We start from the raw sequence: 23,763 nt of genomic DNA on the forward strand, positions 1-23,763 counted from the left end.
GCCTACTAATTTGTGTTCGATTGCTCAGTGAATAGGCAAATTAGGGCTGTGGCTGATAAAAACGTTTTAAATCGTTCAATACTTGTACCAACATCGGGACTGAAACAGAGGCATTACTGGGCTCTAGTTCCCGATTAAATACCCGATAACTTCCGGATTTATTAAACAAGGTAATTTGATTTTGCTGAACAACGGCTTGTTGTTCCTGGTTGCCAATTAATATCCAATCACGCTTGCGTTTTTTGAAGATATTTTGCCCACTGCTATAGCCATTTGGGTTTGAGTTTACGCCGAGCAAACCTTCTAATAGGGTGGGTGCTAGATCGTTATGACTGGTATCACCATGTTGTAGCGTTGGTGTTTGCTTGGGCCAAGATATAAATAACGGAACTTGCGTTTGATAGCGGCTAAAGTTGCTACCATTGCCCCAGTAGTTGCTGTTGTTATCGCCTAATTCGTTACCATAATCAGAGGTGAAGATGAGTATGGTTTTCTCTAGTTGGCCACTTTGGCTTAGTTGTTCATAAACTTTTGCAAGTTGTTGATCGAGCTGCTGGGCTGCTTGTTGATAGCCGCTACGTAATGAGTCGGGGGTGACGACTTGGATGGCGTCACCGTTACCATTATCAAACGCAGCAACGCCATTTAAATAAAGAAAGTTAAACCAAGGTAATTGGGAGAACTTGCTTTGCTGCCAGATTAACCATTTTTGAATCGCTTGTTTATCGCCTTTCGCCCCGCTTGGCCATTCGGTCATATCGAGGTTTTTAACACCGGCGAAGCTGGTTCCGGCGAGTTCAGGGTGGTTTACTCCACGGCTACTGAAGAGCTCGATTTGGTAGTTATGTGCTTGCAGTGCGGATATGAGTACTGGGCTTTGATGTTGCTTGATAATATTAGACCAATAACTGCTTGGGATGCCATAGAACAAGCTGAATAAGCCTTCTTGTGCTCGATTACCACCGCTATAGTGACTAAAAAACTGACTAGAACGTTTGGCCTGTTTCCAGCTGTTGGGCATTGTTTGTTGATTGAGGGCGTCCCAGCGTAGGCCTTCTACGACAATCAGCATCACATTGTAGTGTTGTGCCGTAGGTGCATATTTCAGTGAAGAAATAGGGTAGCGCAATCCGCCTAGCTTTGCTGTCTCGCGTTTATTGACTTGTTGGTAATATGCATCAACATCGAAAATCCCTTGTTCTTGTAAAAAACTACGAGCCGTGAGTGGGTAGAACAATGGGTAGTTGTTTTTTTGTTGAGTAATCGAGCGATAATCGGTTGCGTCTGCCCAAGCGTGCACCAGATGGGTAAGCAAAAAACAAATAAATAGTAATACTGCGATAGGTACGCCTAAATGGGCATGCTCTAAACGTCGTAAATATTTCCAACAGAGTCGGGCCAGCCATAACTCTAGCAAGAAGATGAACGGTACCGCGACAAATAGTAAGTTAAGGGTGTTTGCTTGGCTATTTTGCTCTTTATCGACTAAGAGTTCCAGTAAGACTGGATTAAGATGAAGATTAAAGGAGGCGAATACCTCGGTATCAACAATCAGTAGACTAACCCCTAAAGTGGCAAAGAGCGCGCCAACAAAACGAAGGGTTCGATTGCTGGGGAATACAAAACTGAGGGGGAATAGGGTCACCAAAAAAAGTACAAAGCCAATAAATGAAAATTGGCCCAACCAACTGATCAGTAAATAACTCTGGCCTAAAAATGTCTCTGGCGCTGCGGCCAACACCAAATAACGTAAGCCTACAATTAATGAAAGAATGATATTAGACAAACAAAACCAATGTCCCCAGCTGATTAACTGTGACACCTTGTCTCGGTACTGCTTTGAGTTATTTACCATTGATTGTTCTTAAGTCCTTCAGGGTAGCCTATGATTCACTGATTGAACTTTTCAGTGCTTTTGAGAAACCTTCGGCAAGAGTCTTCCTTTGCTCTGGAGCAACACGTTGATTAATCAGGCAAGTCGTTGCATTACCTAACACCATTAATGCTAAATCGGTGGTTACATTATGGTTGTTGACTACTTTGAGTACATCATTTAGTAATTGTTCCACTTGCTCTGTGGAATATTTTGAAACTATTGCCATTTCTTCTCTGCAAAATTAACGATAAAGACGCGTATAATACCCCACCTTGTCAGTAAACACTAACAGCAAAAACTATGAGTATTTCATTAAAACATCTTATTTTACATTCATTAGAATTGGCAGCCGACGGCCAAATCGCCTTACAGGCCCGCAGCGAAGAAATGCTGCATAGCGAGCAGGCGCTCAGTCTCATTGAGAGTTTACACTTGAACTTTAGTGGCCGTGCAGCCAAAGGCTTTGGCTACTACCCGCCAGAAAACACCAGTACCTTTAAAGAGAAGCTCGATCTGTTATTGAGTAGCGAGTTGGATTTTCATCGGTTTAGTGTTGATAGCGGCTCAGTACTGGTTGAAGAACTCAAAAAATATGAGTTTATAGAGCAGGGGGTTTTGTTACTGGCTCATTATGAACATGTCGCTGGCGAGTATTTATTAATTATGTTGCTCGAAAATAAAACTTCACCGGCGGTTGATGAAAGTCTAGAGCTGACCGCGAGTCGTTATTTGGAAACCAGTTCAATTCAATTAGCAGCCCGGATCGATATTACCGATATGCAGCGTAACGCTGAATCGAGACGTTATGTTTCTTATGTGAAAGGTCGGGCTGGGCGTAAAATTGCAGATTTTTTTGTTGAGTTTCTTGGTTGTGATGATGGTCTTGATGTGAAGTTGCAAAATACCGTATTGATGCAAGCGGTCGATGATTATTGCCAAGCGACGCAGTTAGATAAAGAAGAGAAACAAGCTTATAAAGCTGAAGTGAAAAGTTATTGTGAGCAGCAGCTTAAAGATGGTGAAGAAATCGTTGTGGGTGAACTTGCTAAGGCCTTACCGACCGACGATGAAAATGTCGATTTTTATCAGTTTGCGGCCGAAAACTATCCTTTGGAAGAGCAGTTTCCAGCAGACCGCAGCACTTTGAAAAAACTTGCTAAGTGTTTTGGTCAAGGGAAAGGCGTTTCTATTAGCTTCGAGCAAAAGCTGTTAGGAGAGCGGGTATTTTATGATGAGGCGAGCGATACTTTGACAATTGTTGGTATCCCGCCTAATTTGAGAGAACAACTTAAAAATAACAATTAAGTCAGTAGCTATGTTTGAAAAGGTTGTCAGTTTCATTGTTGTTGTAAAATTACCACATGCAAAGGTTTTCAAGTGCTAATGTAGTTAATTTTGTTGTTTTATTACCAACTTATTGAGATTGGATTGCCTTTAAGGCCCCGTCTTTCCTTGCTTTTTCGTTATGTAGTATAGTTTCAAAATTGCGAGCTGAGTCATGTGAGTTTCAGTTCTGTTGAGCTAGAATCAAGTTCAGCAAGTTACTCTTGCGACTACAATAATCATAACGACAGTTAAGGAAAGGCTAATGAAAAAGACAATTCTTGCATCTGCTATTGCGGTTGCTTCTTTGGGCATGGTATCGAATGCTTTTGCTGCAATTGAGGAAGGTCAGCTCACTATTTGGATTAATGGTGATAAAGGCTATAACGGCTTAGCAGAAGTAGGCAAACGCTTTGAAGCCGATACCGGCATTAAAGTGAGTGTTGCTCACCCAGACGACGCCCCTGGTAAATTTCAACAGGCTGCTTCAACTGGTTCAGGCCCAGATATCTTCTTATGGCCACATGACCGTTTCGGCGATTGGGTTGATGCCGGTTTATTAGCAGAACTGAAACCGAGCGCTGAGAAAAAAGCGGCTATAGAGGACTTTGCTTGGAATGCGGTCACGATTAATGGCAAAGTTTATGGTTACCCTATCTCGATTGAATCAATTGGTCTTATTTATAATAAAGATTTAGTACCGACTCCCCCAAAAACTTGGGAAGAAATTCCAGCCTTAGATGCTCAGCTACAAAAAGATGGTAAACACGCTATTTTATGGGATTACAACAACACTTATTTTTCATGGCCGATATTGGCAGCCAATGGTGGCTACATCTTCAAATTTGAGAATGGTGCTTACGACGTAAAAGATACCGGTGTAGCGAATGCTGGCGCGAAAATGGGCGCGAAAGTAATTAAAGACCTGATCGATGGCGGTCAAATGCCGAAGGGAGCTGATTACGGGGTGATGGATTCAGCCTTCAATAAAGGCGAAGTGGCGATGATGATTAATGGTCCCTGGGCTTGGGATAACCTCGATAAAAGTGGCATTAATTACGGTGTAACTTACATTCCAACGGTTAATGGACAAAAAGCTAAGCCAATGGTTGGTGTATTGGCTGGTGCAATTAACGCGGCCTCACCCAATGCTGATTTAGCGGTAGAGTTTTTAGAAAACTATTTGATAACCGATGAAGGTTTGAAAACGGTAAACGATGATGTGCCGTTAGGTGCTGTTGCTCTTAAATCATTTATGAAACAGTTAGCGGGTGATCCTCGTATTGCAGCGACCTTTGCGAATGCTGAGGATGGCGAGCCAATGCCTAATGTTGCGGCCATGGGTAAATTTTGGTCGGCGATGGCAACATCTCTCACCAACATTACCAGCGGTCGTCAGCCGATTGATAAAGCATTAGACGCCGCTGCGCGTCGTATAGCGAAATAATACGGTCATATTATTTCGATTAGGGGGAGGGGCTTGGTCTACCCTCCTCTTGTTAATTTCGGTCTAACTCAAAGGTTGTACATAAGATGGGTCATTCTGCGTCTCCAGGTTTTATGCAGGGCAAGTATGCTTGGCTAAAACTGCTACTGGTTTCAGCGATTGTGTTGCTCAACGGCTACGCAATTGTGCTGATGTATGCAGGTGGTGAGTATGCATTTGCATTGCTCACCCTTGTTGTTGTTTCTACTGGTGTGTATGTTTTTGTGAATAAAAAAATGTATGCACATCGCTATATTTTCCCCGGCATTGCCGGCATGGTTGTGTTTATTATTTTCCCTTTGGCCTATACCATTGGTATTGCGTTTACCAATTACAGCGGAACAAATTTGTTATCGTTGGAGCGGGTAGAACAATTACATACACAGAAAATATATATGGCGAAAGGTGGCTCGTTTGGCTTTCAATTGCATCGAGCTGAGGATGGGAAGTATATTCTTGCGCTGAAGCAAGATGAAGTGATGTTTATTACACGTCCCATTGACGCTATTTCTAATGCGGACATTAAGGCTAAAAAGCTTAGTTTGGAAACGTCACGACTTAAATTGAAAGTTGTTGATAGTTTGCCAAATTCTCCCGTAACCCCAATTAAGGACATTATTACTCATCGGCAGTTTTTAGGTAGTTTAATTCTTGTGACTCCGAATGGTGATGAGTTAGTGATGAATGGCTTGCGTAAATTTTCTGCGATGAAGCCTTTATACTCTCGTTTACAAGACGGCGTGGTACTGAAAGATAGTGGTGTTATTCTGCCTGGCCCTTCGATCTTACGGAATAACCAGACGGGTCAACTGATGTTGCCGAATATGGAGACTGGTTATTTTCAGTATATTGATGGTGATGGTGAGTTCGTTGGTGAGCGTTTAGCCCCTGGTTTTACTGTGAAAGTGGGTTGGAAGAATTTTGATCGAGTGATGACCGATAAGGGGATTAAAGAACCTTTTATTGAGATCTTTATTTGGACGGTTATTTTTGCGGCCGCTTCCGTTGCCTTCACTCTTGCGATCGGTATGGTTCTCGCCTGCCTCATTCAATGGGAAGAGCTCAAAGGTCGAGCGATTTATCGCGTGGTGCTCATTCTGCCTTATGCTATCCCTGCATTTATCTCTATCTTGGTGTTTAAAGGTTTATTTAATCAAAACTTTGGGGAAATAAACGGCATTTTGGAATCTTTGTTTGGCATCAAGCCGGATTGGTTCACCGATCCCCTTATGGCCAAGTCGATGATTCTGATCGTGAATACCTGGCTAGGCTACCCATACATGATGATCTTATGTTTAGGGATGCTTAAGTCTATTCCTGAAGATCTTTATGAAGCCTCTGCAATGGATGGTGCAGGCCCTATCAGTAATTTTTTAAATATTACTGTGCCGCTGCTGATGAAACCATTGACGCCTTTGTTAGTCGCTTCATTTGCCTTTAACTTTAATAACTTCGTGTTGATTCAGTTACTCACCAATGGTGGGCCCGATATTATCGGTGCCTCAACCCCAGCGGGTACCACCGATTTACTTGTAAGTTATACCTACCGCATTGCCTTCCAAGGCGATGGTGGACAAGACTATGGACTTGCCAGTGCGATTGCTACCCTGATCTTCTTGGTGGTTGGCGCGTTAGCCTTAGTCAATTTGAAATTAACAAAAGCTGATAAAACGGCATAAGGAGGAGTTGTTATGGCAATGGTTCAAGCTAAGTCTTTGAAGTATAGAAAACTAGCAACTCACGTTAGCTTATGTTTATTTCTATGTTTAATAATTTTTCCATTATTGATGGTCATCACTATTTCTTTCCGTACTGGTAACTTTGCTGTTGGAGAGTTGATTCCGTCAAATCCCACGCTCGATCACTGGCGTTTGGCTTTAGGTATTTCGGTGTTGAATCCGGATGGTTCAACCACGCCACCACCATTTCCGGTACTGATTTGGTTATGGAACTCGATTAAAGTTGCGGGCATTTCAGCATTACTGATTGTAGCCCTATCGACGACCAGTGCTTATGCCTTTGCGCGGATGCGCTTTAAAGGCAAGGCAACCATTTTAAATGGGATGTTGATCTTTCAAATGTTCCCCTCGGTATTGGCCTTGGTCGCGATTTATGCCTTGTTCAATAAGATTGGTGAGTATGTTCCATGGTTAGGTTTAAATACTCACGGTGGTTTGATATTGGCTTATCTTGGGGGGATTGCACTACACGTCTGGACGATTAAAGGTTACTTCGAAACCATCGACCCGGCCTTAGAGGAATCTGCAGCAATTGATGGCGCAACACCTTGGCAGGCATTTAGGTTGGTCTTGTTGCCGCTGTCTGTGCCAATTTTAGCGGTCGTGTTTATCCTTGCATTTATCGGTGTGATTACCGAAGTGCCTATGGCTTCTGTATTGATGCAAGATGTCGATAAGCTCACCCTTGCTGTTGGTGCTCAGCAATACTTATACCCGCAAAACTACTTATGGGGTGATTTCGCCGCAGCGGCAGTATTGTCAGGTTTCCCTATTACCTTGGTATTCCTCATGGCGCAACGATGGTTGGTTGGAGGTTTAACTGCGGGTGGTGTGAAAGGTTAAATTATTTGGGCGTAGTTGCAGGTGTAACGACGCAATACAAAATCGATTGATGAATAAAGCAAAGCGCTTTATTCAGTTTGGAGCTGATAATGGCTGATGTAATTTTAAACAATGTACGTAAAAACTATGATCCGAGTATTCACCAAGACACTTTGCGTGACATTAACTTAGATATCAAAGATGGTGAGTTTGTGGTGTTTGTGGGTCCGTCAGGTTGTGGCAAATCAACTTTATTACGAATGATTGCCGGACTTGAAGATATCACTAGCGGCGAGTTAAAGATTGGCGGCAACTATATGAACGACGTACCGCCAGTAGAACGTAATGTTGGTATGGTGTTCCAGTCTTATGCTTTATACCCACATATGGATTTACGTGAGAATATGTCTTTCGGTCTGAAATTGAAGAAAGTCGATAAGGCGATTATTGAAAAACGTGTCTCTAATGCCTCAGATATCTTGGGCTTAGACCCTTTACTTGACCGTAAACCTAAAGAATTAAGTGGTGGTCAACGCCAACGTGTTGCTATTGGTCGTTGTATTGTCCAACAGCCAGGAGTGTTCCTATTTGATGAGCCTTTGTCAAACTTAGATGCAGCGCTTCGAGTGAAAATGCGCATCGAGATAGCGAAGTTACACAAAGAACTTCAATCTACCATTATTTACGTGACTCATGATCAAGTGGAAGCGATGACGTTAGCGGATAAGATTGTGGTCCTTAGCCCTCTAGAGCCAAATGCGTCCAGTAATTTGGAGCAATATGGTTCGCCATTAGAGCTATATCATAATCCGACCAATAAATTTGTTGCTGGCTTTATTGGTTCACCTAAAATGAATTTTATCGAAGGTAAGCTGATTGAAGTCGGTGAGCAAGAAAGCAAAATAAAATTGGTGACAGGTGACATCATTAGTGCTGCAATTGACACCACCCGAGCTAAAATGGGCGATACGGTTGAGTTAGGTTGTCGTCCCGAGCACTTGGTAGAAGATACCCATGCTCATGCAGAGAACTTCATTACAGGTACGGTTGTAGTTGCCGAGCATTTAGGTTCCGAGTCTTACGTTTATATGGACGTGAAAGGCTTTGATTTCACCTTTAAAGCACGTAGCGAATTTCCATCTAACAATGGTGATGATCTTCGTGTTGGCTTGCCAACTAAAGCATGTTACTTGTTTGATAGTAAAGGCAATGCGTTCCCACGTACTGCTAAGTACAACAAAGACTAGAAGTTGACCAGTAATAGCAAAGCGGCCCTTCGGTCGCTTTTTTTATAAGCGTTTAATTTATAGTCAATCTAACTCATTATCTGTTGATTCTTGCGGGCCTAAATCATCGCTAACTGGCTTACGTATTTTGTAATTAGAGCCACGAGTTACTGCACTTCATGCCTCGTTATCGGCAGGTTTATTCTGCGCAACAAGTTGATCATATCATTAATCAGATTGCTATTATTTGGCTTTATGGGTTGGTTTTATTCTCGCGTTGCATCATTTCCAGTAATGCCATTTGAACAAAATTTTTCTTTTCGGCGTTCTTGGCGTTAAAGGTTAAGCCATAGTGCAGACGTTCAGGTGTTCTTTGCTCTAAGTGTTGATTACAAATACTCGCATCAATACTGATGCTTGGATTATTATCGAGGTTTAGTTGTAATTTAAAAGGCAATGAACTCAAAGGTAATGGGATTGGCTCACAAACAAAACCGCCTCCATTAAGTGATAAATCTTTTAGGACCCCATGAAACGACGTCTGTGCTTGGTGCTGACAAAGTAGTGTGCTAGCTAAGGCAATGGGCATGCGGCTATGCTGACGCAAACTTATTTTTTGGATCCGACGAGGGTAATCCACCACCAACCATCGGCCAACACTACTCATCAGTTTTGATATATTGCCTCGATAAGCAAAAATGGTCGCGTTAGGATCGCCTTGATTAACTAGGCGAATCACAATCGACTGACCTTCTCGAATTTTCTCTTTAGCGGCTTCCCACTGTTGATCTATTCCCCTCGAAAGGATCAAACACATACCAGGTTCAATTCCGATTAAACGACTACGTAAACGCAAGGGTTTTGTGGCCGTCGGAATTTGTAAATGGACCTCGGTTTGACAGGGCAGGGCATTGAATTCAGCTAATAAATCTGGGGAAATCGGTTCCACGGCTGGTTCTGTATATTTTGATAATCTTATAACAATATCATATAAATCGTGTTTGTGTTTTAGTGCTGATGAGAAATGTGTAACAAACGGACTATTAGCGCAGCTTACGGTTATAATTAGCGACCTTGGTTAATATGGAAAGTTCTGATGAAATTGTTTGTAAAAGATTTGACCGTAATCGACTCCACCTACCTGTGCCCAGACCGTGGTTTAGTGGGAGAAAGTTGGTTAGTAGACATAGAATTAGCTGGCGCTTTGAATGATATGGATATGTTGTTAGATTTTGGCCAAGTGAAGAAACTAATCAAGCAACTCATTGATCAGGAAGTCGATCATAAGTTGTTAGTGCCTCAGCGGTCACCTTTATGCAAAACCGAAACCCTTAATGGTTATACTCATATTGATTTTGCGCGGCCAAATGGTGGAAGCATCCAGCTGCGTTGTCCTACTCAAGCGTTTGCGTTTATTGACACTCTAGAAGTGACCAACGATGCTTTGACTACTTATGTACAGCGGATCATTTTACAAAAGCTACCTTCGAATATTCAAGATTTAAAAGTTAAATTACGCCATGAAGCGATCGATGGACCTTATTATCATTATTCTCATGGCTTAAAAAAGCATGACGGTAATTGTCAACGGATCGCTCATGGGCACCGTTCGACTCTCGAAATTATGGTTGACGGTGAGCAAGATTTGGACTTAGCAACAAGTTGGGCGATGAAGTGGCGAAATATATATTTGGCGAGCAAAGCTGACCAAATTGAGCCAAGCAATATAAGCTTTTATCAGGCTCAAAATTGGCAAAAGCACTATGCTTTTGCATATCAATCTCCACAGGGTTTTTTTGAGTTGGTATTACCCCAACATGAGACTGATATTCTTCCCTGCGAGACAACTGTTGAGAACTTGGCCGCTTATATTGCAAGTACTTTGTCTGCCGCGATGCCAGAACATTCAATTGAAGTAATTGCTTATGAAGGAGTTGGGAAAGGCGCTATTTCAGAGGTTCATGGTTCGTCATGGTAAATAAAAAGCGCCTGTTGATAGGCGCTTTGAGTGTCATAGAGCGGCGTTATAAAGTAAATCGTTTGACTAACGCATCTTGCTCTTGAGCTAATCCACCTAGTTCTTCACTGGTGCTCGCCACGATTTCAATACTTTCATAGTTTTCGTCACTAATGTCTGAAATTCTATTGAGGTTCGCAGAAATTTCAGCTCCGGTGGCTTGTTGTTGTTCGGCGGCAGCGGCGATCTGACTACTCATATCTGAAATTTGAGTAATAATCCCTTGGATCTCTTCCATTGCTCCATTTGCATCAGAAGTTTGATCAATACTGGCTTGCATTTCTGAAGAACATTCAGACATGACTGTGACTGCGCGTTGTGCACTTTTTTGTAAGTTCTCAATCATGGTTTGAATCTCGGTGGTTGAATTCGTCGTTTTTTGGGCCAGAACTCTAACCTCATCGGCGACGACAGCGAAACCGCGCCCTTGTTCCCCAGCTCTTGCTGCCTCGATAGCTGCATTTAACGCTAGCAAGTTGGTTTGATCGGCGATGCCTCGGATCACATCTAAGATTGAACCAATATTGTTGCTCATTGCATCTACCTCACCAATTACCGCGCTACTATCGTCGAGTCGCTCTGATAACTGATGGGTGGTGGTTATATTGTTACTCATTACAGAGCGCCCTGAATTGGCCGCAGCCTCTACTTCCATCACTTTTTCAAGGGTCATATTGGCACTCTGGGCAACTTCACGAACCGATTGTTCCATTTCAGTCATTGCGGCTGCGACCGACGCAGTTTCTTGCCGTTGATTGTTGAGTTCGGTGGTCGCGGTATGCAACGTCACTGAGTTTCCTTGGGATACATTGGATAAGCTTTCGGCAGCTTCGCTAATATCGTGCAGTACTGATCGCATCTGTTTCATCATGCTATTCGCTGAATCCGCAAGTTGACCAAATTCGTTACTACTTTGATAATCGACGGTTTCAGTCATATTACCTGCAGCCGCAGATTTCAAGGTTTTAAGTAGTAGTTGCAAGGGTACTTTAATCGCACTTGCTACATTCCAGGCAACCAAGAAGGCTAAAGGGATAACGATTGCCATTGCGATATATAATCGTAGCCGACTGGTCGCTAGCATTGTATTCGCATTGGCCGACGCTTCGTCAACCAATTTATTGGCGATTTGATTAATGTTGGTGAGTTGTTCGATGGCTTCGGTAATCAGCAACGCTGTTTCGTCGGTTCGGCGTGAAATTGCCTCTTTGTCTTGTGAGACTTTTAAGTGCTGGGCTAATACACCATCCTTTGCAGTGGTATCTTTAATAAATTGATCGATTTGATGGCCCATGTCGTTGCGTAAGTCTGGGATTTCATCCTCAAGATCGGCATTGGCTGAGTTGAAGTTTTTAAGCAACTTTTGATTACGTTGCAAAATCACTGCAATTTTTTCTGATTCGCTGGTATTGAGTCCATCGAGGGTATTCAATTCGATCACTACCATCGCATTGAGAAAGCTTTCAGAGGCCCAGCGAATATAATCGTCATCTAATTCAACGACTTTATCTGACAAATTTTTCTTCAATTGAGGCAGCATGACTGATAGCTGATTGGTACTGCGTTTTACTGTTTGCAAATCAGCTAGATATTTAATGTTATCTGCCATGACCTGCTTGGCAACTTGAAAGTAACGTTCATCCAGGTTGCTTAAGGAATCTAAATGAGAGCCTAATTCGCTATTCCCCTGAGCCATCTTGCGTAAGGTTGCAAGTGAAGAAACGAACTCTTGTTCGCTCTGTTCAAAGGCTTTGCTACTGACTTTAATCGCATCAGGTTTAGTCGATGTTAATGCATCTTTAAAAAACTTATCCGCGGTGAGTAAATCAACAGCAAAGTCGCTGCTCTGCAGTACCAGTGGTGTTGCTTCTTCGGTAACAACATTTAACTGTTGTTTGAATTGATTCCCCGTTTGCAGGGAAAGGACATTTGTTAGCACCATCATGAGTACTAAAAAACCGAAACCTATATTGACTCGGTGAACAATAGATATGTGTTTATAAAACTGGAGCGATACGCCTAAGCGAGCTGACTTTTTATTCATAATTCCTCGACAAATTTTTTGCTAGCTATTTATAGTTATTATGTTTTTTTATTTATTAAAATTATGCCTTTACTCGTGCTGATATACTAGGTATCAGATCACAACTCTACTCGGATAAACCCTTTGTTTATCAGCTTCGATAAAGAAAGCTTCGATAATTGAGTGTTTGCTATCGTTAGGCGAAAAAATTGTCGGAATATTCACCGGTTAGATGTTGAGAGGTGGTAAATTGGCGCGAAGGTTAGGCGTGGACCGAAAAATGGTTTATAAATAGGCTTTGGACTGCTTATCAATTTGTCGTCTGTTAATTTATGCTAGCTTGATAAGTGAGTTATATGTAGGTGTGTTTTACTACATATTGCGACGAACTTAAAATCCAAGTGATCTGGTTCCTCTGTATTAATTAGTCATTATTGCTTTTTGTTTCAATAGGATAGATGGGCGACTGCTCAGCTAGAGGCTTTCTCTCAGTAGTTTGTCTGTCTTCGTTCTTTGGAACATAAATGCATAGCGAAAGACGAACAGTTTAGGGTTTATTCTCGAGAATGCTTATATTGATTGAATCATAGACTTGATGTTCCATCATGATTAATTCTATGTTGCGAGTATTTGTATTTGGGTATTTGGGATAGTAAATAATGCATCAATTTTGGCGTGTCGATAGCAACATTGGGGACCGCCGTAGCCAGTTGCGGTGTACTTGGCCGAAAATTGCAATATTTGTTATTGCGGCGCTCGTTACTGGTTGTTCAACAGCAGTGTTCAGTGATCTTTTTACCACTTATTCTGAACAGTTAAGAGCGAGTCGTTATCAATTGACCGCAGGACAATTTGAACACGCGGCCGAGTTACTGGCAGAGGGAAAGGTAACGGATAATAGCTATTATTTAAAGCAGTTGGAACTTGGTCGAATGTTGTTTTTAGCGGGAGACTTTGAGGCGAGTCAGCAACACTTTAGTCGCGTCGATCAACAGTTAAAATGGTTATCGAGTCAAGCCGAATATCGCCTTTCCACAGGCTTACAACAGCTTTCTACCTTAGCGACCAACGACAATTTTATTCGCTACCATATTCCAGTGTATGAACAAGTCATGTTGCACCATTATCAAGCGATTAATTACTTGCATAGCGGTGGTTTGGAGTCCGCATTGGTTGAAATTCGCCGCGCAGGACAACTACAGCAGTTGGCGATGGAAGAACAGCCAGTGAGCTTAGAGACGCAATTGCAAGACTATCAACAGCAATACGATGAACTGTTGAAGCAATATCCCAGTCCCGATACAACGCTTCCAAATGCTTATCAGAACGGCCTTAGTTATGCTTTGTCTGCAGTTTTGTATTTGGCGGCGGGTCAAGATAATGATGCCTATATTGATTATCGTAAAGCCTTAGCTTTAGCGCCTAATAATCATTATTTGCAGGCTGAAGTTGCTCGATTGGGGCAAAAACTGGCGATGAGTGATTATCAGCAATATACCCCATTGAAAGCTCAGCCGCTGACTGAAGATCAAGGCTTACTCGTTGTTTTACATGAACAATCTATAGTGGCTGCAAGGCAAGAAGTACGCTTTACTTTACCTCTCTATCACCAGCAGCGTTGGCAAACTTATACCTTGGCACTTCCGGTTATTTCTACCAAACCTCAACTGGCGATCCCGTTAGCTTTGTCTTTGGAAGGACACGATTTTGCAACGCAACAATTAGTTCAAATCGATGCTTTAGCTGCCAAGCAACTACAACAAGATTTACCTGCAGTATTGGTGCGGCAAATTTTACGAGTGCTGGCTAAAGACCAGCTGCGTCGAGAAGTGAACCAAGGCGACGCAAAGAAAGGGGAGAATTGGGCGAATGTTTTCGCAAATGTATACAATATAGTGTCTGAGCGAGCGGATACTCGAAGTTGGCAAAGCTTACCAGCATTGGCGCAAATAGCGATTAAACCGTTTGCTGTGGGAAAACATAAATTGACGATGTCTGGTCTGGGTGAATCAGAAGTTTCGGTTAACATAAGGCCAGGTCGAGTGACCTTGGTGTTGACCAACGATCTTGGTTCTACAGTTCAGTTATTTAACTTATAAAAGAGGAGTTGGTTATGAAATATATACTGATAATGCTGTCGTTATTGCTGGTGGCTTGTACTGCCGATACATCTGGTATGATAGCCAATTCACAAAAGCCAGAGGGGAAACAATGGCTGATTGTTGATAACTTAAATTTAGGACGAAAGTTAACCATCACAGAGGCGAGGAGTACTCAAAGTGCCGATCGACTACTGGGTATCGCAACGCTTCAATCTTTATTTAAAGGCGACTTGAGTTTGCAATATCGATTCAACTGGTATGATAGCGATAATATTCAAATCAATGATGCGAGATCCGCATGGACACCGCTCACTCTACATGGTCGTGAACAGGTTCAGATTCAGTCGGTCGCGTTAGTTGCTAATGCCCACCATTTCAAAGTTTATGTTAGAGAAGTTCAATAACAGAGAGATAAGTTATGAAAACATATGTTTTAGCCGTTTCGATGGCAGCCCTTATGCTAAGTGGTTGTTCTAGCCAGGTAAGTTATGGTGATCCGCAAGCCGTAGAAACGGTGGATGTGGCCTTTGGCTCTACGGATTTACAGACAATTGCAGGTCAAATGACAGACTCAATGGTTGCGTCGCCCTTATTAACGGAATTAACTCGTAACAAACGGCCAATCGTATTTGTTGATAAAATAAAAAATAAAACGAGTGAGCATATCGATACTGAATCTGTTAGCGATACTATCAGTACCCGCTTGTTACAGTCAGGTAAGTTTCGATTTGTAGATATGACCACGGTGAACCAAGTGCGTGAACAGTTGAACTTTCAAAATGACGGTGGTTTAGTTGATCCCGCTAAAGCAATTGCGTTCGGTCAACAAGTCGGGGCAGAGTATATGCTGTATGGCAACTTAGCGAGTATTGTTAAAACCAACAAAAAGACCAAAGATGTTTATTATAAGATGACGATGCGTTTACTTGATCTTAAAACTGGTTTAGTAGAATGGGCCGATGAAACCGAGATCCGTAAGGCTGAAACTAAATCTACCTTTGGCTGGTAGGAGTATCGAGCCGATGGGACCGCTGTTTTTAGATTTATTGGGCGCCGAGCTGAGTGCTGAAGAGCGAGATATGTTACAGCATCCCCTTGTGGGAGGTGTCATTTTATTTAGTCGTAATTATCAGGAGCGTGCCCAGTTAATTGAACTGGTTCGCTCAATAAGAGCTGCGAGTAAACAGTATTTATTGATTGCTGTGGATCAAGAAGGAGGACGTGTACAACGTTTTCGGCATCAGTTTTCTTGCATACCTGCGATGGGGGATATTGATGCAGGGGCAAGGCAACTGAGGATGGCTAGTGTCGATCTGGCTGAACAGTTGGGTTGGTTAATGGCCGTTGAGCTCAGAGCTTGCGATATTGATATTAGTTTCGCTCCGGTGCTGGATATCAACGGTTGTAGTGATGTGATTGGTACTCGTGCTTTTAGTTCTAACCCTGAACAGATCGTTAGTGATGCGGGTGGTTTTATCTCTGGAATGCATCACGCAGGGATGAAGGCAACTGGCAAGCACTTTCCCGGACATGGGAATGTTAAAGCAGACACTCATCACTTTGAAGCCACTGACTCGCGCTCATTTGATGAGATTAAACGTTATGATTTAAGTGTATTTAGGCGTTTAATTAGTCAAAATAAATTGGACGCAGTGATGCCCGCACACGTAATTTATAGTGATGTTGACGATAAACCCGCAGGATTTTCTAAGCGGTGGTTACAACAAGTATTGCGTAAAGATTTAGGTTTCAAGGGGGTTATATTTAGTGATGATTTGTCGATGCAGGGCGCAGCCCTTGCTGGTGATCATGTGCAACGAGCCGAGCAAGCCTTGACCGCAGGCTGTGATTACCTTTTGGCCTGCAACGATCGAGATGCCAGTATTCGCTTATTAGATGGCTTACCACATACTCAGGTTGCACGCCCCGATGCCTTGCGAGCAAAAGCTTATCCTATGACTTGGTCGGAGCTCACAGCATTGACTCAATATCGACAAATCGCTGCGCGCGCCCTAGAAATTCAGCAAATTAGTAGTGAACTGAGTGAGAACTAAATACACTTAGTATTCATGCGGGAATATAAACAAGGAATCGCATCATGATTATTTATTTACACGGCTTTGATTCTACAAGTCCGGGTAACCATGAAAAAGTACTACAGCTTCAGTTTGTCGATAGCGATGTGCGTCAAATCAGTTACAGTACCATTCATCCTCGACACGATATGAGTCACTTACTCAAAGAAGTCCACAAACAGTTAATGTTGAGTGCTGAAGAGGAAGTGGTGATTTGTGGTGTTGGTTTAGGCGGGTATTGGAGTGAGCGGATTGGTTATCTATGTGGAATTCCCTCCGTTTTGTTTAACCCGAATTTGCACCCAGAGCGGAACATGCAGGGCAAAATAGAGCGGCCCGAGGAGTATTTAGATATTGCGACTAAATGTGTTGCAGAGTTTAGAGACAAAAATCGTGGTAATTGTACGGTTGTGTTGTCTGAAAATGATGGTGTGTTAGATAGCCAACTTTCAGCTGAAGAGTTACAAGATTATTATCCGATTATTTGGGATAGCCAGCAAGCACATAAATTTCAAGATATTAGTCGTCATTTACAATTAATTAAGTCATTGCGGAGTCTACCTCGTCTATGAAATGATTGAGATCAGCGAATAGAGGCATTTCCCCCTCGTTTTTATAAGCCTTTTTTTTGTGATCCTACTCTCATTACGTATAATATGACGCAGCAGAGCGATTATTCAAAGGCGTAGTACATAATGATAAAGCCTTTTAAAAAGCGCTAAACACTTCAAGTTGTGAGAAGGAAATAAGCAAGAATGACTAAAATTGTTGTTGTAGGTGGTGGCGCAGGTGGCTTAGAACTCGCGACGAGTTTGGGTCACAAACTTGGCAAACGAGGTAAAGCCAAGATAGTTCTCATTGATAAAAATAGAACGCATTTGTGGAAACCATTACTACATGAAGTCGCGACGGGGTCGCTAGATGCCGGAATCGATGCCTTAAGCTATCGTTCTCATGCGGCCAATCACGGTTTTGAGTTTCAATTAGGTGAAGTTGCTGATATTGATCGCGAAGAGCAGTTGGTGACGCTAAAAGCCATGGTCGAAGAGGAGCAGGAAGTATTACCAGCTCGGCAGATCGACTATGACTATTTAGTGATGGCAATCGGTTCCGTGTCCAATGACTTTAATACGAAGGGTGTCAAAGAGCATTGCATTTTCTTAGATAATCCGAGTCGCGCCAATTTATTCCACTCTCGAATGTTAAATCGATTCTTGCAGTATTCTCAAGGCGATGAATCACAACAGGGAGAAAAGGTCAGAATTTCCATTGTTGGGGCTGGTGCCACAGGTGTTGAGTTATCGGCGGAGTTATACAACGCGCTTGATCAACTGCGGGCTTATGGCGTACCAAATCTTAGCAGTTCAAGTTTGGCGGTTACGCTGGTTGAAGCGGGTGATAAAATTTTGCCAGCATTACCGGTTAGAATTTCTTCGTCAGCGCATTCAGAATTGCAAAAAATGGGCGTTGATGTTCGCACCAGCACCATGATTACCGAAGCCACTGCGGAAGGGTTAACGACAAAAGATGGCGAGTTAATTAAAGCCGATTTGATGGTGTGGGCGGCTGGCATTAAGTGCCCTGAATTTATGAAAGAAATCGGTGGGCTAGAAACCAACCGGATTAATCAGTTAGTGGTTAGGCCTACGCTACAAAGTTCACGTGACAGTAATGTTTATGCGATAGGTGATTGTGCCAGTTGTGCCTTGGGTGAGAAAGGCTTTGTTCCTCCGAGGGCTCAATCTGCACATCAGATGGCTTCCTTAGTTTACAAAAACATCCTACGTCAGCTTGAAGAAAAACCGTTACTTGAATTTGAGTACAAAGATCATGGTTCGTTGGTGTCTTTAAGTCGTTATTCTACCGTTGGGTCACTGATGGGTAACTTGATGCAAGGCTCTATGATGATTGAAGGGCGGATTGCTAGAATGGTCTATATCTCTTTATACCGGATGCACCAAATTGCTTTACATGGTTATTTTAAAACAGGATTAATGATGCTCGTTGGGCGAATTAATCAGGTATTAAGACCGAAGTTAAAGCTCCACTAAATACAGGCTTTAAGATTCTATTAGAAAGGCAATAACTACTGGTTATTGCCTTTCTAATCCGGCTTTTACTACGATAAAAGCGAACATCAAACTCAACCACAGTGTGAGCGCACTCAGCGCTTCAAATCGCCAATGATGTAAATTCATTAAATAGGCCTGGCTGAGAATATCGGCCAGCAATAACACGAATACCCCCCATAACTGAAACGTTAAAGAGACCGTCTGCCACAGCTTGGGCAAGAGAAGACGAGATAGCGGAAGTGCGCCTAAAGCTAAGCCGACATAAAACCAATGATGGTCGGGATATAGTAAGCTGAGCAGCTTTTCTCCCATTTGACGAGAGCTAGCCGCGATTGCTAGCAATAGCCAGGTGCGACTTAATAAGGCGCAGCTGAATAGCACACTTGGTTGGTTCGCAACGACCACTGCAGCGCTTACGAAGCCGTTTGGCTCGCGGGAGCCGTGAATACTGCTTCAGTAGTGGCTGACTCGGCTGAGTTGCCCTCGAGTGATTTCTGTTCTGGTGCAATAATCTCTGCCATGTCGTTGTCCTGACCATCCGCTATGGATGTTGGTGAAAGTGCACTTTGATTTTCTGGACTACGACGAATTTGGATCAGCATGCCCATTAGTGGATGGTCGAAATAATGTATTTCTCCGGAACGGACACGACGTTTTTGATCAAACTTAAAGCTATGTAGCTCCTCTTCTGTTTGATAATTCGCAATTAAACTGCCATCTTCAACTCCCTTTTGTTCTCCACTTAATATCACCACTTGCTGCGGTTCATTATTTGGCAGGGGATTGGGGGGGGTGAGCTGTGTTTGGCGATCAGAGGGAAGAACCTCTCTTTCAACTTCAACAGGACGTTTTAGGATCAGTTGACTCTCGATATACAAGTAGTGTTGCAAGTAAATTCTAATCCCACCGTTTAGCTCCCAAATTTCGGCCGGTACCTGAGCAACGGCGTCGCTGCTAGTTTCACCATTTAGCGGCGTTGCTTGCTCAAACAAGCTGGTTTCACCAAGCTTATTCTGCTCATCGCTCTTGGCGTTAACGATTGCGTCATTATGAGCTGCAAAGTTAATCAGGTGGCCATCGGCTTGAAAGCGTTGCGAAAAGTCTTGGCCTGCTTGCAACTGATAAAATTTGGCTCGATGACGGGGTGCAACGACTTCCCGCCAAGCTAGATGTATGAGCGGTGTAAAGGCTGCGTGCTGATTTAATTTGGCAAATTGTTCACCTAACTCTAGTTGGTCGGCATTCAGCATCTGTCGATGGGTCGCACCAGTGATAGGCCAACCGCGTCCGTCAATGGTTACAGGTAACTGTTCAAATCGAGGCCGAATGCAGGGCTCGGTGTTACAAGCAAACAACGGTGCGAGCAACGGTTCACTGGTATTTACGCTGAACGTTTGTGGTTGCGGCCAATATTCTTGACTGCTTTCGACACTAACATTACGTTTAAAAACGATGACTTCAATGTCAAACCAACGCGGTCCATCTGCCATGCTAGGCGCGCTGGTCGTAACGATTGCGGCCAAGCCAAGAAGCTGTATAGCCTGTTTAAGAGTTGCTCGCATTGGCGTTAAATTGCTCCAATATAGATTCTATGAGGGTGAGGCGCTGTTCGGGACCGTCGCTTGGAACCGCAAATTTTAGCTTGTTGGCGCCTTCCATTCGATAAATAGCTGGCTGAGATTGTAGCAGGCTTACCAGAAAAGCGGCATTAACTTTTGTTGATTCGGCAAACTCGATAACGCCGCCTTTCGGTCCGGCCTCTAAGCGCTTAATACCGAGGTGGTCGGCTTCAATTTTAAGCCTTTGCACGTTGAACAAGTTTTGAGCAGGTTCCGGTAATAAGCCAAAACGGTCAATCAGCTCGACTTGTAATTCGCGCATTTCTGCAGAATTCCCGCAATTAGCAATGCGTTTGTACATAGTGAGTCGAGTTGTGACATCAAAAATATAATCGTCAGGCAGTAGTGCTGGTAAGCGTAATTCAATCTCACATTGTTCGCTTTGACTGAGATCCCAATTGAGATCTTGACCATTTTTGAGGGCTGTTACCGCTCGGTCTAACATTTCCATATATAGGGTAAAGCCAACGGCTTCTATTTGTCCACTTTGGTCATCTCCTAAGAGTTCACCAGCTCCGCGAATTTCCAGGTCGTGGGTAGCTAAGGTAAAGCCTGCGCCTAAGTCCTCTAGTTGAGCGATCGCCTCTAAACGTTTACGTGCGTCTTTACTCAATAGTTTTGGTGGTGGAGTGAGTAAATAGGCATAGGCTTGGTGATGAGAACGGCCAACTCGACCGCGTAATTGGTGTAACTGAGCCAAGCCAAAATTATCAGCACGATTGATAATAATGGTATTAGCACTGGCGATATCAATCCCAGTCTCGATAATGGTAGTACAAACCAGAACGTTAAAACGTTGATGGTGAAAGTCTCCCATAATGCGCTCTAGCTCACGTTCGCGCATTTGTCCGTGGGCCACAGTAATACGTGCCTGTGGCAGCGATTCAGAGAGTTCTTGGGCGACTCGCTCAATGGTTTCAACCTTATTGTGTAGAAAGTAAACCTGCCCCCCGCGCATTATTTCGCGACTAATCGCTTCCTTAATTAGTGCATTATCATATTGGCGCACAAAGGTTTTTACCGCTAAGCGTTTTGCCGGAGGGGTCGCAATGATCGATAGATCACGCATGCCACTCATTGCCATATTCAGGGTTCTAGGTATTGGTGTTGCGGTGAGTGTGAGAATATCAACATTCGCCCGCATCGCTTTTATTTGCTCTTTTTGACGCACTCCAAAGCGGTGTTCTTCATCAATAACCAGCAGCCCTAAATCAGAAAATTTCACATCCTTGCTTAATAACTTATGGGTTCCGATTACGATATCGACACGACCATCAGCCAGTTTTGTGAGTACTTGATTTTGTTCTTTGGTGGTGTTGAAGCGTGATAAAGAAGCGACTTCAATCGGCCAATTGGCAAAGCGGTCACTAAAGTTGTCAAAGTGTTGCTGGGCAAGCAGGGTGGTCGGGACGAGCACGGCCACCTGTTTTCCGCTGTTCACGGCGACAAATGCGGCACGCATCGCCACCTCTGTCTTACCAAAACCAACATCGCCACAAACCAGCCGGTCCATTGCGTTTGGCGTCTGCATGTCTTGTAACATCGCAGTAATAGCTTGCTGTTGGTCGTCGGTTTCTTCAAAGGGGAAATCGGCGCTAAATTGTTGATAGGCCGCTTCGTCAAGTTGATATCCATACCCAGGTTTAGCGGCGCGTTTGGCATATACTTCTAGCAGCTCTGCGGCGACATCACGGATTTTCTCGGCCGCTTTTTGCTTGGCTTTTTGCCATTGTTCATTGCCTAGCTTGTGCAGTGGCGCCGTTTCGTCGTTGGCTCCAGAGTAACGGCTAATTAAATGGAGTGCATTTACAGGTACATATAATTTTGCCTGATTGGCATATTCAAGGCTTAAAAATTCAGTTTTTATGCCGCCGTTTTCAAAGCTGGTTAAGCCCAGATAACGGCCCACGCCGTGTTCTAGGTGCACCACTGGTTGACCAATTGATAGTTCTGCTAAATTGCGGATCAGAACATCGGGATTGAGCGTTTTACTTGAGGCCTTGCGCTGTTTAGCGCGAACTTTGTCACCGAGTAAGTCGGTTTCAGTAATCAACTGCAAAGTTGGTGTGTTTAGTTCAAAGCCTTTTTCGATAGGCGCGACCACAATCGCCAGACTATCGTTACTCGCAACAAAGTTAAAAATGCTTTGATGATTTTTAAGCTTTAACTTGAGGGGGCGAAGTAAATTCTTGAGTGCTTCTCTGCGTCCCTCGGTTTCGGCAATAAAGCAGGTTTTAGGATGCGGGTGATGCTCTAGGTAATGGCTTAGGGCCTGTAATGGTAAATTGAGTCGATGATTGACGCTGAGGTCTGGTAATGCATGAGCGGCTAAATTGAGCCGTCCTTGGGCATTTTTGGCCGGTCCGCTACGCAGCTTAATGCCAGCAAAACTTTTTAATTCCTTAAAACACTGATCAACATTTAAATAGAGTTCATCTGGCGGCAAAATGGGCCGAGAGCGGTCATGGCGACGGTTTTGATAGCGTTCTTCGAGATTTTGCCAAAACTGTTTTCCAGCATGTTCTAAGTCGCCAATTTTTAAGATGATGGTATTGGCCGATAGTTGGTCACTCAGGCTTTCTGTATGTGAGTGAAATAGCGGCAGGTAGTATTCGATACCCGCTGGCATGATCCCTTTTGATACCTGCTGGTAGATTGATTCCGCCTCTCGGCTTGGCTCGAATCGATCACGCCATTGTTGGCGAAAGGTTTCGATGCCGGCTTGATCGGTGGGGAACTCATGGGCTGGCAGCAAGGTAATTTGTTGCTGCGTTTGCTCACTGCGCTGGGTGTCGGGATCAAACTGACGAATGGTGTCTAGCTCATCATCGAAAAAGTCTAAACGAAATGGTTGGCGACTGCCCATGGGGTAAAGATCGAGTAAGCTTCCGCGTAGCGCAAATTCGCCATGTTCCATGACTTGGTCGACATGTTGATAACCCGCGCTAACCAAGCGTTCTTTAAAAGCCGTGATGTTGAGCTGCTGGCCAACCTTAAGTTGCAAACTATGTTTGGCTAAAAATTCGGCCGGAGCACAGCGCTGTAACCAGGTTGCAATCGGTGCGATGACGACACTGTTTTTGTCCTGACTAAGCTGATTAAGACTGAGGATCCGCTGGGAAATGATATCTTGGTGTGGTGAGAAGGTATCGTAAGGAAGCGTTTCCCAATCTGGAAGTAAGTGCACTGCGCGTTGCGGTTGTAAGCCATTCACTTCTCGTTCTATTTGCAGCGCGCTGCGGGTATCTTCCGTTAAAATAACTAAGGGCGCATCTAAGGTGGTTACATATTGATGGACCACCAAGGCCAACGCACTGCCCGGTAAATTAGTGACTTGTTTATTGTCGCCCGCATGCTCAGGGCAAGGTAGATTTAATAACACG

Annotated in this window: 19 protein-coding genes; 12 read left to right on the forward strand and 7 right to left on the reverse strand. The window is 43.5% G+C overall.

Going from position 1 to position 23,763, the window contains the following annotated elements:
• Nucleotides 1-40 precede the first annotated feature (40 nt).
• On the reverse strand, nucleotides 41-1,855 hold the full coding sequence (locus ACRRSX_RS09545; protein ID WP_432453437.1) for a DUF3413 domain-containing protein: 1,815 nt from the start codon (nucleotides 1,853-1,855) through the stop codon (nucleotides 41-43).
• Nucleotides 1,856-1,883: 28 nt separating this feature from the next.
• Nucleotides 1,884-2,102: a DUF1414 domain-containing protein gene (locus ACRRSX_RS09550; RefSeq protein ID WP_432453436.1), complete on the reverse strand. Its 219-nt coding sequence runs from the start codon at nucleotides 2,100-2,102 to the stop codon at nucleotides 1,884-1,886.
• Between the two features lie 74 nt (nucleotides 2,103-2,176).
• On the opposite strand from ACRRSX_RS09550, the gene yejK reads away from it, so the two are divergent.
• The 5 genes from yejK (at nucleotide 2,177) to ACRRSX_RS09575 (ending at nucleotide 8,493) form a co-directional block, all read left to right on the forward strand.
• Nucleotides 2,177-3,181: a nucleoid-associated protein YejK gene (gene yejK / locus ACRRSX_RS09555; protein WP_432453435.1), complete on the forward strand. Its 1,005-nt coding sequence runs from the start codon at nucleotides 2,177-2,179 to the stop codon at nucleotides 3,179-3,181.
• Nucleotides 3,182-3,464: 283 nt separating this feature from the next.
• Nucleotides 3,465-4,646, forward strand: a complete 1,182-nt coding sequence (gene malE / locus ACRRSX_RS09560) for a maltose/maltodextrin ABC transporter substrate-binding protein MalE (RefSeq protein WP_432453434.1) — start codon at nucleotides 3,465-3,467, stop codon at nucleotides 4,644-4,646.
• Nucleotides 4,647-4,732: 86 nt separating this feature from the next.
• Nucleotides 4,733-6,364, forward strand: a complete 1,632-nt coding sequence (gene malF / locus ACRRSX_RS09565; RefSeq protein ID WP_432453433.1) for a maltose ABC transporter permease MalF — start codon at nucleotides 4,733-4,735, stop codon at nucleotides 6,362-6,364.
• 12 nt (nucleotides 6,365-6,376) lie between these two features.
• Complete coding sequence (malG, locus tag ACRRSX_RS09570; protein WP_432453432.1) at nucleotides 6,377-7,267, forward strand: maltose ABC transporter permease MalG; 891 nt, start codon at nucleotides 6,377-6,379, stop codon at nucleotides 7,265-7,267.
• A gap of 89 nt (nucleotides 7,268-7,356) precedes the next feature.
• Complete coding sequence (locus ACRRSX_RS09575; RefSeq protein ID WP_432453431.1) at nucleotides 7,357-8,493, forward strand: ABC transporter ATP-binding protein; 1,137 nt, start codon at nucleotides 7,357-7,359, stop codon at nucleotides 8,491-8,493.
• 232 nt (nucleotides 8,494-8,725) lie between these two features.
• On the opposite strand, the gene ACRRSX_RS09580 is transcribed toward ACRRSX_RS09575, so the two are convergent.
• Nucleotides 8,726-9,421: a PilZ domain-containing protein gene (locus ACRRSX_RS09580; protein ID WP_432453430.1), complete on the reverse strand. Its 696-nt coding sequence runs from the start codon at nucleotides 9,419-9,421 to the stop codon at nucleotides 8,726-8,728.
• A 147-nt stretch (nucleotides 9,422-9,568) separates the two neighbouring features.
• On the opposite strand from ACRRSX_RS09580, the gene ACRRSX_RS09585 reads away from it, so the two are divergent.
• Nucleotides 9,569-10,450 (forward strand): 6-carboxytetrahydropterin synthase, encoded by an 882-nt coding sequence (locus tag ACRRSX_RS09585; RefSeq protein WP_432453429.1) that lies wholly within the window; start codon nucleotides 9,569-9,571, stop codon nucleotides 10,448-10,450.
• 46 nt (nucleotides 10,451-10,496) lie between these two features.
• Here ACRRSX_RS09585 and ACRRSX_RS09590 read toward each other — a convergent pair whose 3' ends face one another.
• Nucleotides 10,497-12,533: a methyl-accepting chemotaxis protein gene (locus tag ACRRSX_RS09590; protein ID WP_432453428.1), complete on the reverse strand. Its 2,037-nt coding sequence runs from the start codon at nucleotides 12,531-12,533 to the stop codon at nucleotides 10,497-10,499.
• A gap of 638 nt (nucleotides 12,534-13,171) precedes the next feature.
• On the opposite strand from ACRRSX_RS09590, the gene ACRRSX_RS09595 reads away from it, so the two are divergent.
• From ACRRSX_RS09595 to ACRRSX_RS09620, 6 genes are all read left to right on the forward strand, one after another.
• Nucleotides 13,172-14,611, forward strand: coding sequence for a COG3014 family protein (locus ACRRSX_RS09595; RefSeq protein WP_432453427.1), 1,440 nt, complete (start codon nucleotides 13,172-13,174; stop codon nucleotides 14,609-14,611).
• 14 nt (nucleotides 14,612-14,625) lie between these two features.
• Nucleotides 14,626-15,018, forward strand: coding sequence for a YcfL family protein (locus ACRRSX_RS09600; RefSeq protein WP_432453426.1), 393 nt, complete (start codon nucleotides 14,626-14,628; stop codon nucleotides 15,016-15,018).
• Between the two features lie 14 nt (nucleotides 15,019-15,032).
• Nucleotides 15,033-15,623 carry a penicillin-binding protein activator LpoB gene (gene lpoB, locus ACRRSX_RS09605; RefSeq protein WP_432453425.1) on the forward strand — a complete coding sequence of 197 codons (591 nt, stop codon included), beginning with the start codon at nucleotides 15,033-15,035 and terminating at the stop codon, nucleotides 15,621-15,623.
• A 13-nt stretch (nucleotides 15,624-15,636) separates the two neighbouring features.
• Nucleotides 15,637-16,668, forward strand: coding sequence for a beta-N-acetylhexosaminidase (gene nagZ / locus ACRRSX_RS09610; RefSeq protein WP_432453424.1), 1,032 nt, complete (start codon nucleotides 15,637-15,639; stop codon nucleotides 16,666-16,668).
• 44 nt (nucleotides 16,669-16,712) lie between these two features.
• Entirely contained in the window at nucleotides 16,713-17,261 is a 549-nt protein-coding gene (gene ycfP / locus ACRRSX_RS09615) for an alpha/beta hydrolase YcfP (RefSeq protein WP_432453423.1), read from the forward strand.
• A gap of 183 nt (nucleotides 17,262-17,444) precedes the next feature.
• A complete protein-coding gene (locus ACRRSX_RS09620) occupies nucleotides 17,445-18,740 on the forward strand; it encodes an NAD(P)/FAD-dependent oxidoreductase (protein ID WP_432453422.1) in 1,296 nt (431 codons plus the stop codon).
• A gap of 42 nt (nucleotides 18,741-18,782) precedes the next feature.
• Here the strand turns inward: ACRRSX_RS09620 and ACRRSX_RS09625 are convergent, their stop codons facing one another.
• The 3 genes from ACRRSX_RS09625 to mfd are packed head-to-tail and all read right to left on the reverse strand — an operon-like array spanning nucleotide 18,783 to nucleotide 23,762.
• Nucleotides 18,783-19,166 (reverse strand): DUF2919 family protein, encoded by a 384-nt coding sequence (locus ACRRSX_RS09625; RefSeq protein WP_432453421.1) that lies wholly within the window; start codon nucleotides 19,164-19,166, stop codon nucleotides 18,783-18,785.
• A gap of 8 nt (nucleotides 19,167-19,174) precedes the next feature.
• The gene (locus ACRRSX_RS09630; protein ID WP_432453420.1) at nucleotides 19,175-20,323 is read right to left on the reverse strand and encodes a peptidoglycan binding protein CsiV; all 1,149 of its coding nucleotides are present in this window, start codon (nucleotides 20,321-20,323) and stop codon (nucleotides 19,175-19,177) included.
• Nucleotides 20,307-23,762, reverse strand: a complete 3,456-nt coding sequence (mfd, locus tag ACRRSX_RS09635; RefSeq protein ID WP_432453419.1) for a transcription-repair coupling factor — start codon at nucleotides 23,760-23,762, stop codon at nucleotides 20,307-20,309. Before mfd ends, ACRRSX_RS09630 begins: the two co-directional genes overlap by 17 nt.
• Between the last annotated feature and the right edge of the window lies 1 nt (nucleotide 23,763).

The organism is Agarivorans sp. QJM3NY_30 (genome assembly GCF_050870855.2).
Taxonomy (GTDB): Bacteria; Pseudomonadota; Gammaproteobacteria; order Enterobacterales; family Celerinatantimonadaceae; genus Agarivorans.

What these genes read in the sequence shown, in the direction of transcription:
- ACRRSX_RS09545 (WP_432453437.1), bottom strand. Translation starts at nt 1,855, where the DNA reads ATGGTAAATAACTCAAAGCAGTACCGAGACAAGGTGTCACAGTTAATC.
- ACRRSX_RS09550 (WP_432453436.1), bottom strand. Translation starts at nt 2,102, where the DNA reads ATGGCAATAGTTTCAAAATATTCCACAGAGCAAGTGGAACAATTACTA.
- yejK (WP_432453435.1), top strand. Translation starts at nt 2,177, where the DNA reads ATGAGTATTTCATTAAAACATCTTATTTTACATTCATTAGAATTGGCA.
- malE (WP_432453434.1), top strand. Translation starts at nt 3,465, where the DNA reads ATGAAAAAGACAATTCTTGCATCTGCTATTGCGGTTGCTTCTTTGGGC.
- malF (WP_432453433.1), top strand. Translation starts at nt 4,733, where the DNA reads ATGGGTCATTCTGCGTCTCCAGGTTTTATGCAGGGCAAGTATGCTTGG.
- malG (WP_432453432.1), top strand. Translation starts at nt 6,377, where the DNA reads ATGGCAATGGTTCAAGCTAAGTCTTTGAAGTATAGAAAACTAGCAACT.
- ACRRSX_RS09575 (WP_432453431.1), top strand. Translation starts at nt 7,357, where the DNA reads ATGGCTGATGTAATTTTAAACAATGTACGTAAAAACTATGATCCGAGT.
- ACRRSX_RS09585 (WP_432453429.1), top strand. Translation starts at nt 9,569, where the DNA reads ATGAAATTGTTTGTAAAAGATTTGACCGTAATCGACTCCACCTACCTG.
- ACRRSX_RS09590 (WP_432453428.1), bottom strand. Translation starts at nt 12,533, where the DNA reads ATGAATAAAAAGTCAGCTCGCTTAGGCGTATCGCTCCAGTTTTATAAA.
- ACRRSX_RS09595 (WP_432453427.1), top strand. Translation starts at nt 13,172, where the DNA reads ATGCATCAATTTTGGCGTGTCGATAGCAACATTGGGGACCGCCGTAGC.
- ACRRSX_RS09600 (WP_432453426.1), top strand. Translation starts at nt 14,626, where the DNA reads ATGAAATATATACTGATAATGCTGTCGTTATTGCTGGTGGCTTGTACT.
- lpoB (WP_432453425.1), top strand. Translation starts at nt 15,033, where the DNA reads ATGAAAACATATGTTTTAGCCGTTTCGATGGCAGCCCTTATGCTAAGT.
- nagZ (WP_432453424.1), top strand. Translation starts at nt 15,637, where the DNA reads ATGGGACCGCTGTTTTTAGATTTATTGGGCGCCGAGCTGAGTGCTGAA.
- ycfP (WP_432453423.1), top strand. Translation starts at nt 16,713, where the DNA reads ATGATTATTTATTTACACGGCTTTGATTCTACAAGTCCGGGTAACCAT.
- ACRRSX_RS09620 (WP_432453422.1), top strand. Translation starts at nt 17,445, where the DNA reads ATGACTAAAATTGTTGTTGTAGGTGGTGGCGCAGGTGGCTTAGAACTC.
- ACRRSX_RS09630 (WP_432453420.1), bottom strand. Translation starts at nt 20,323, where the DNA reads ATGCGAGCAACTCTTAAACAGGCTATACAGCTTCTTGGCTTGGCCGCA.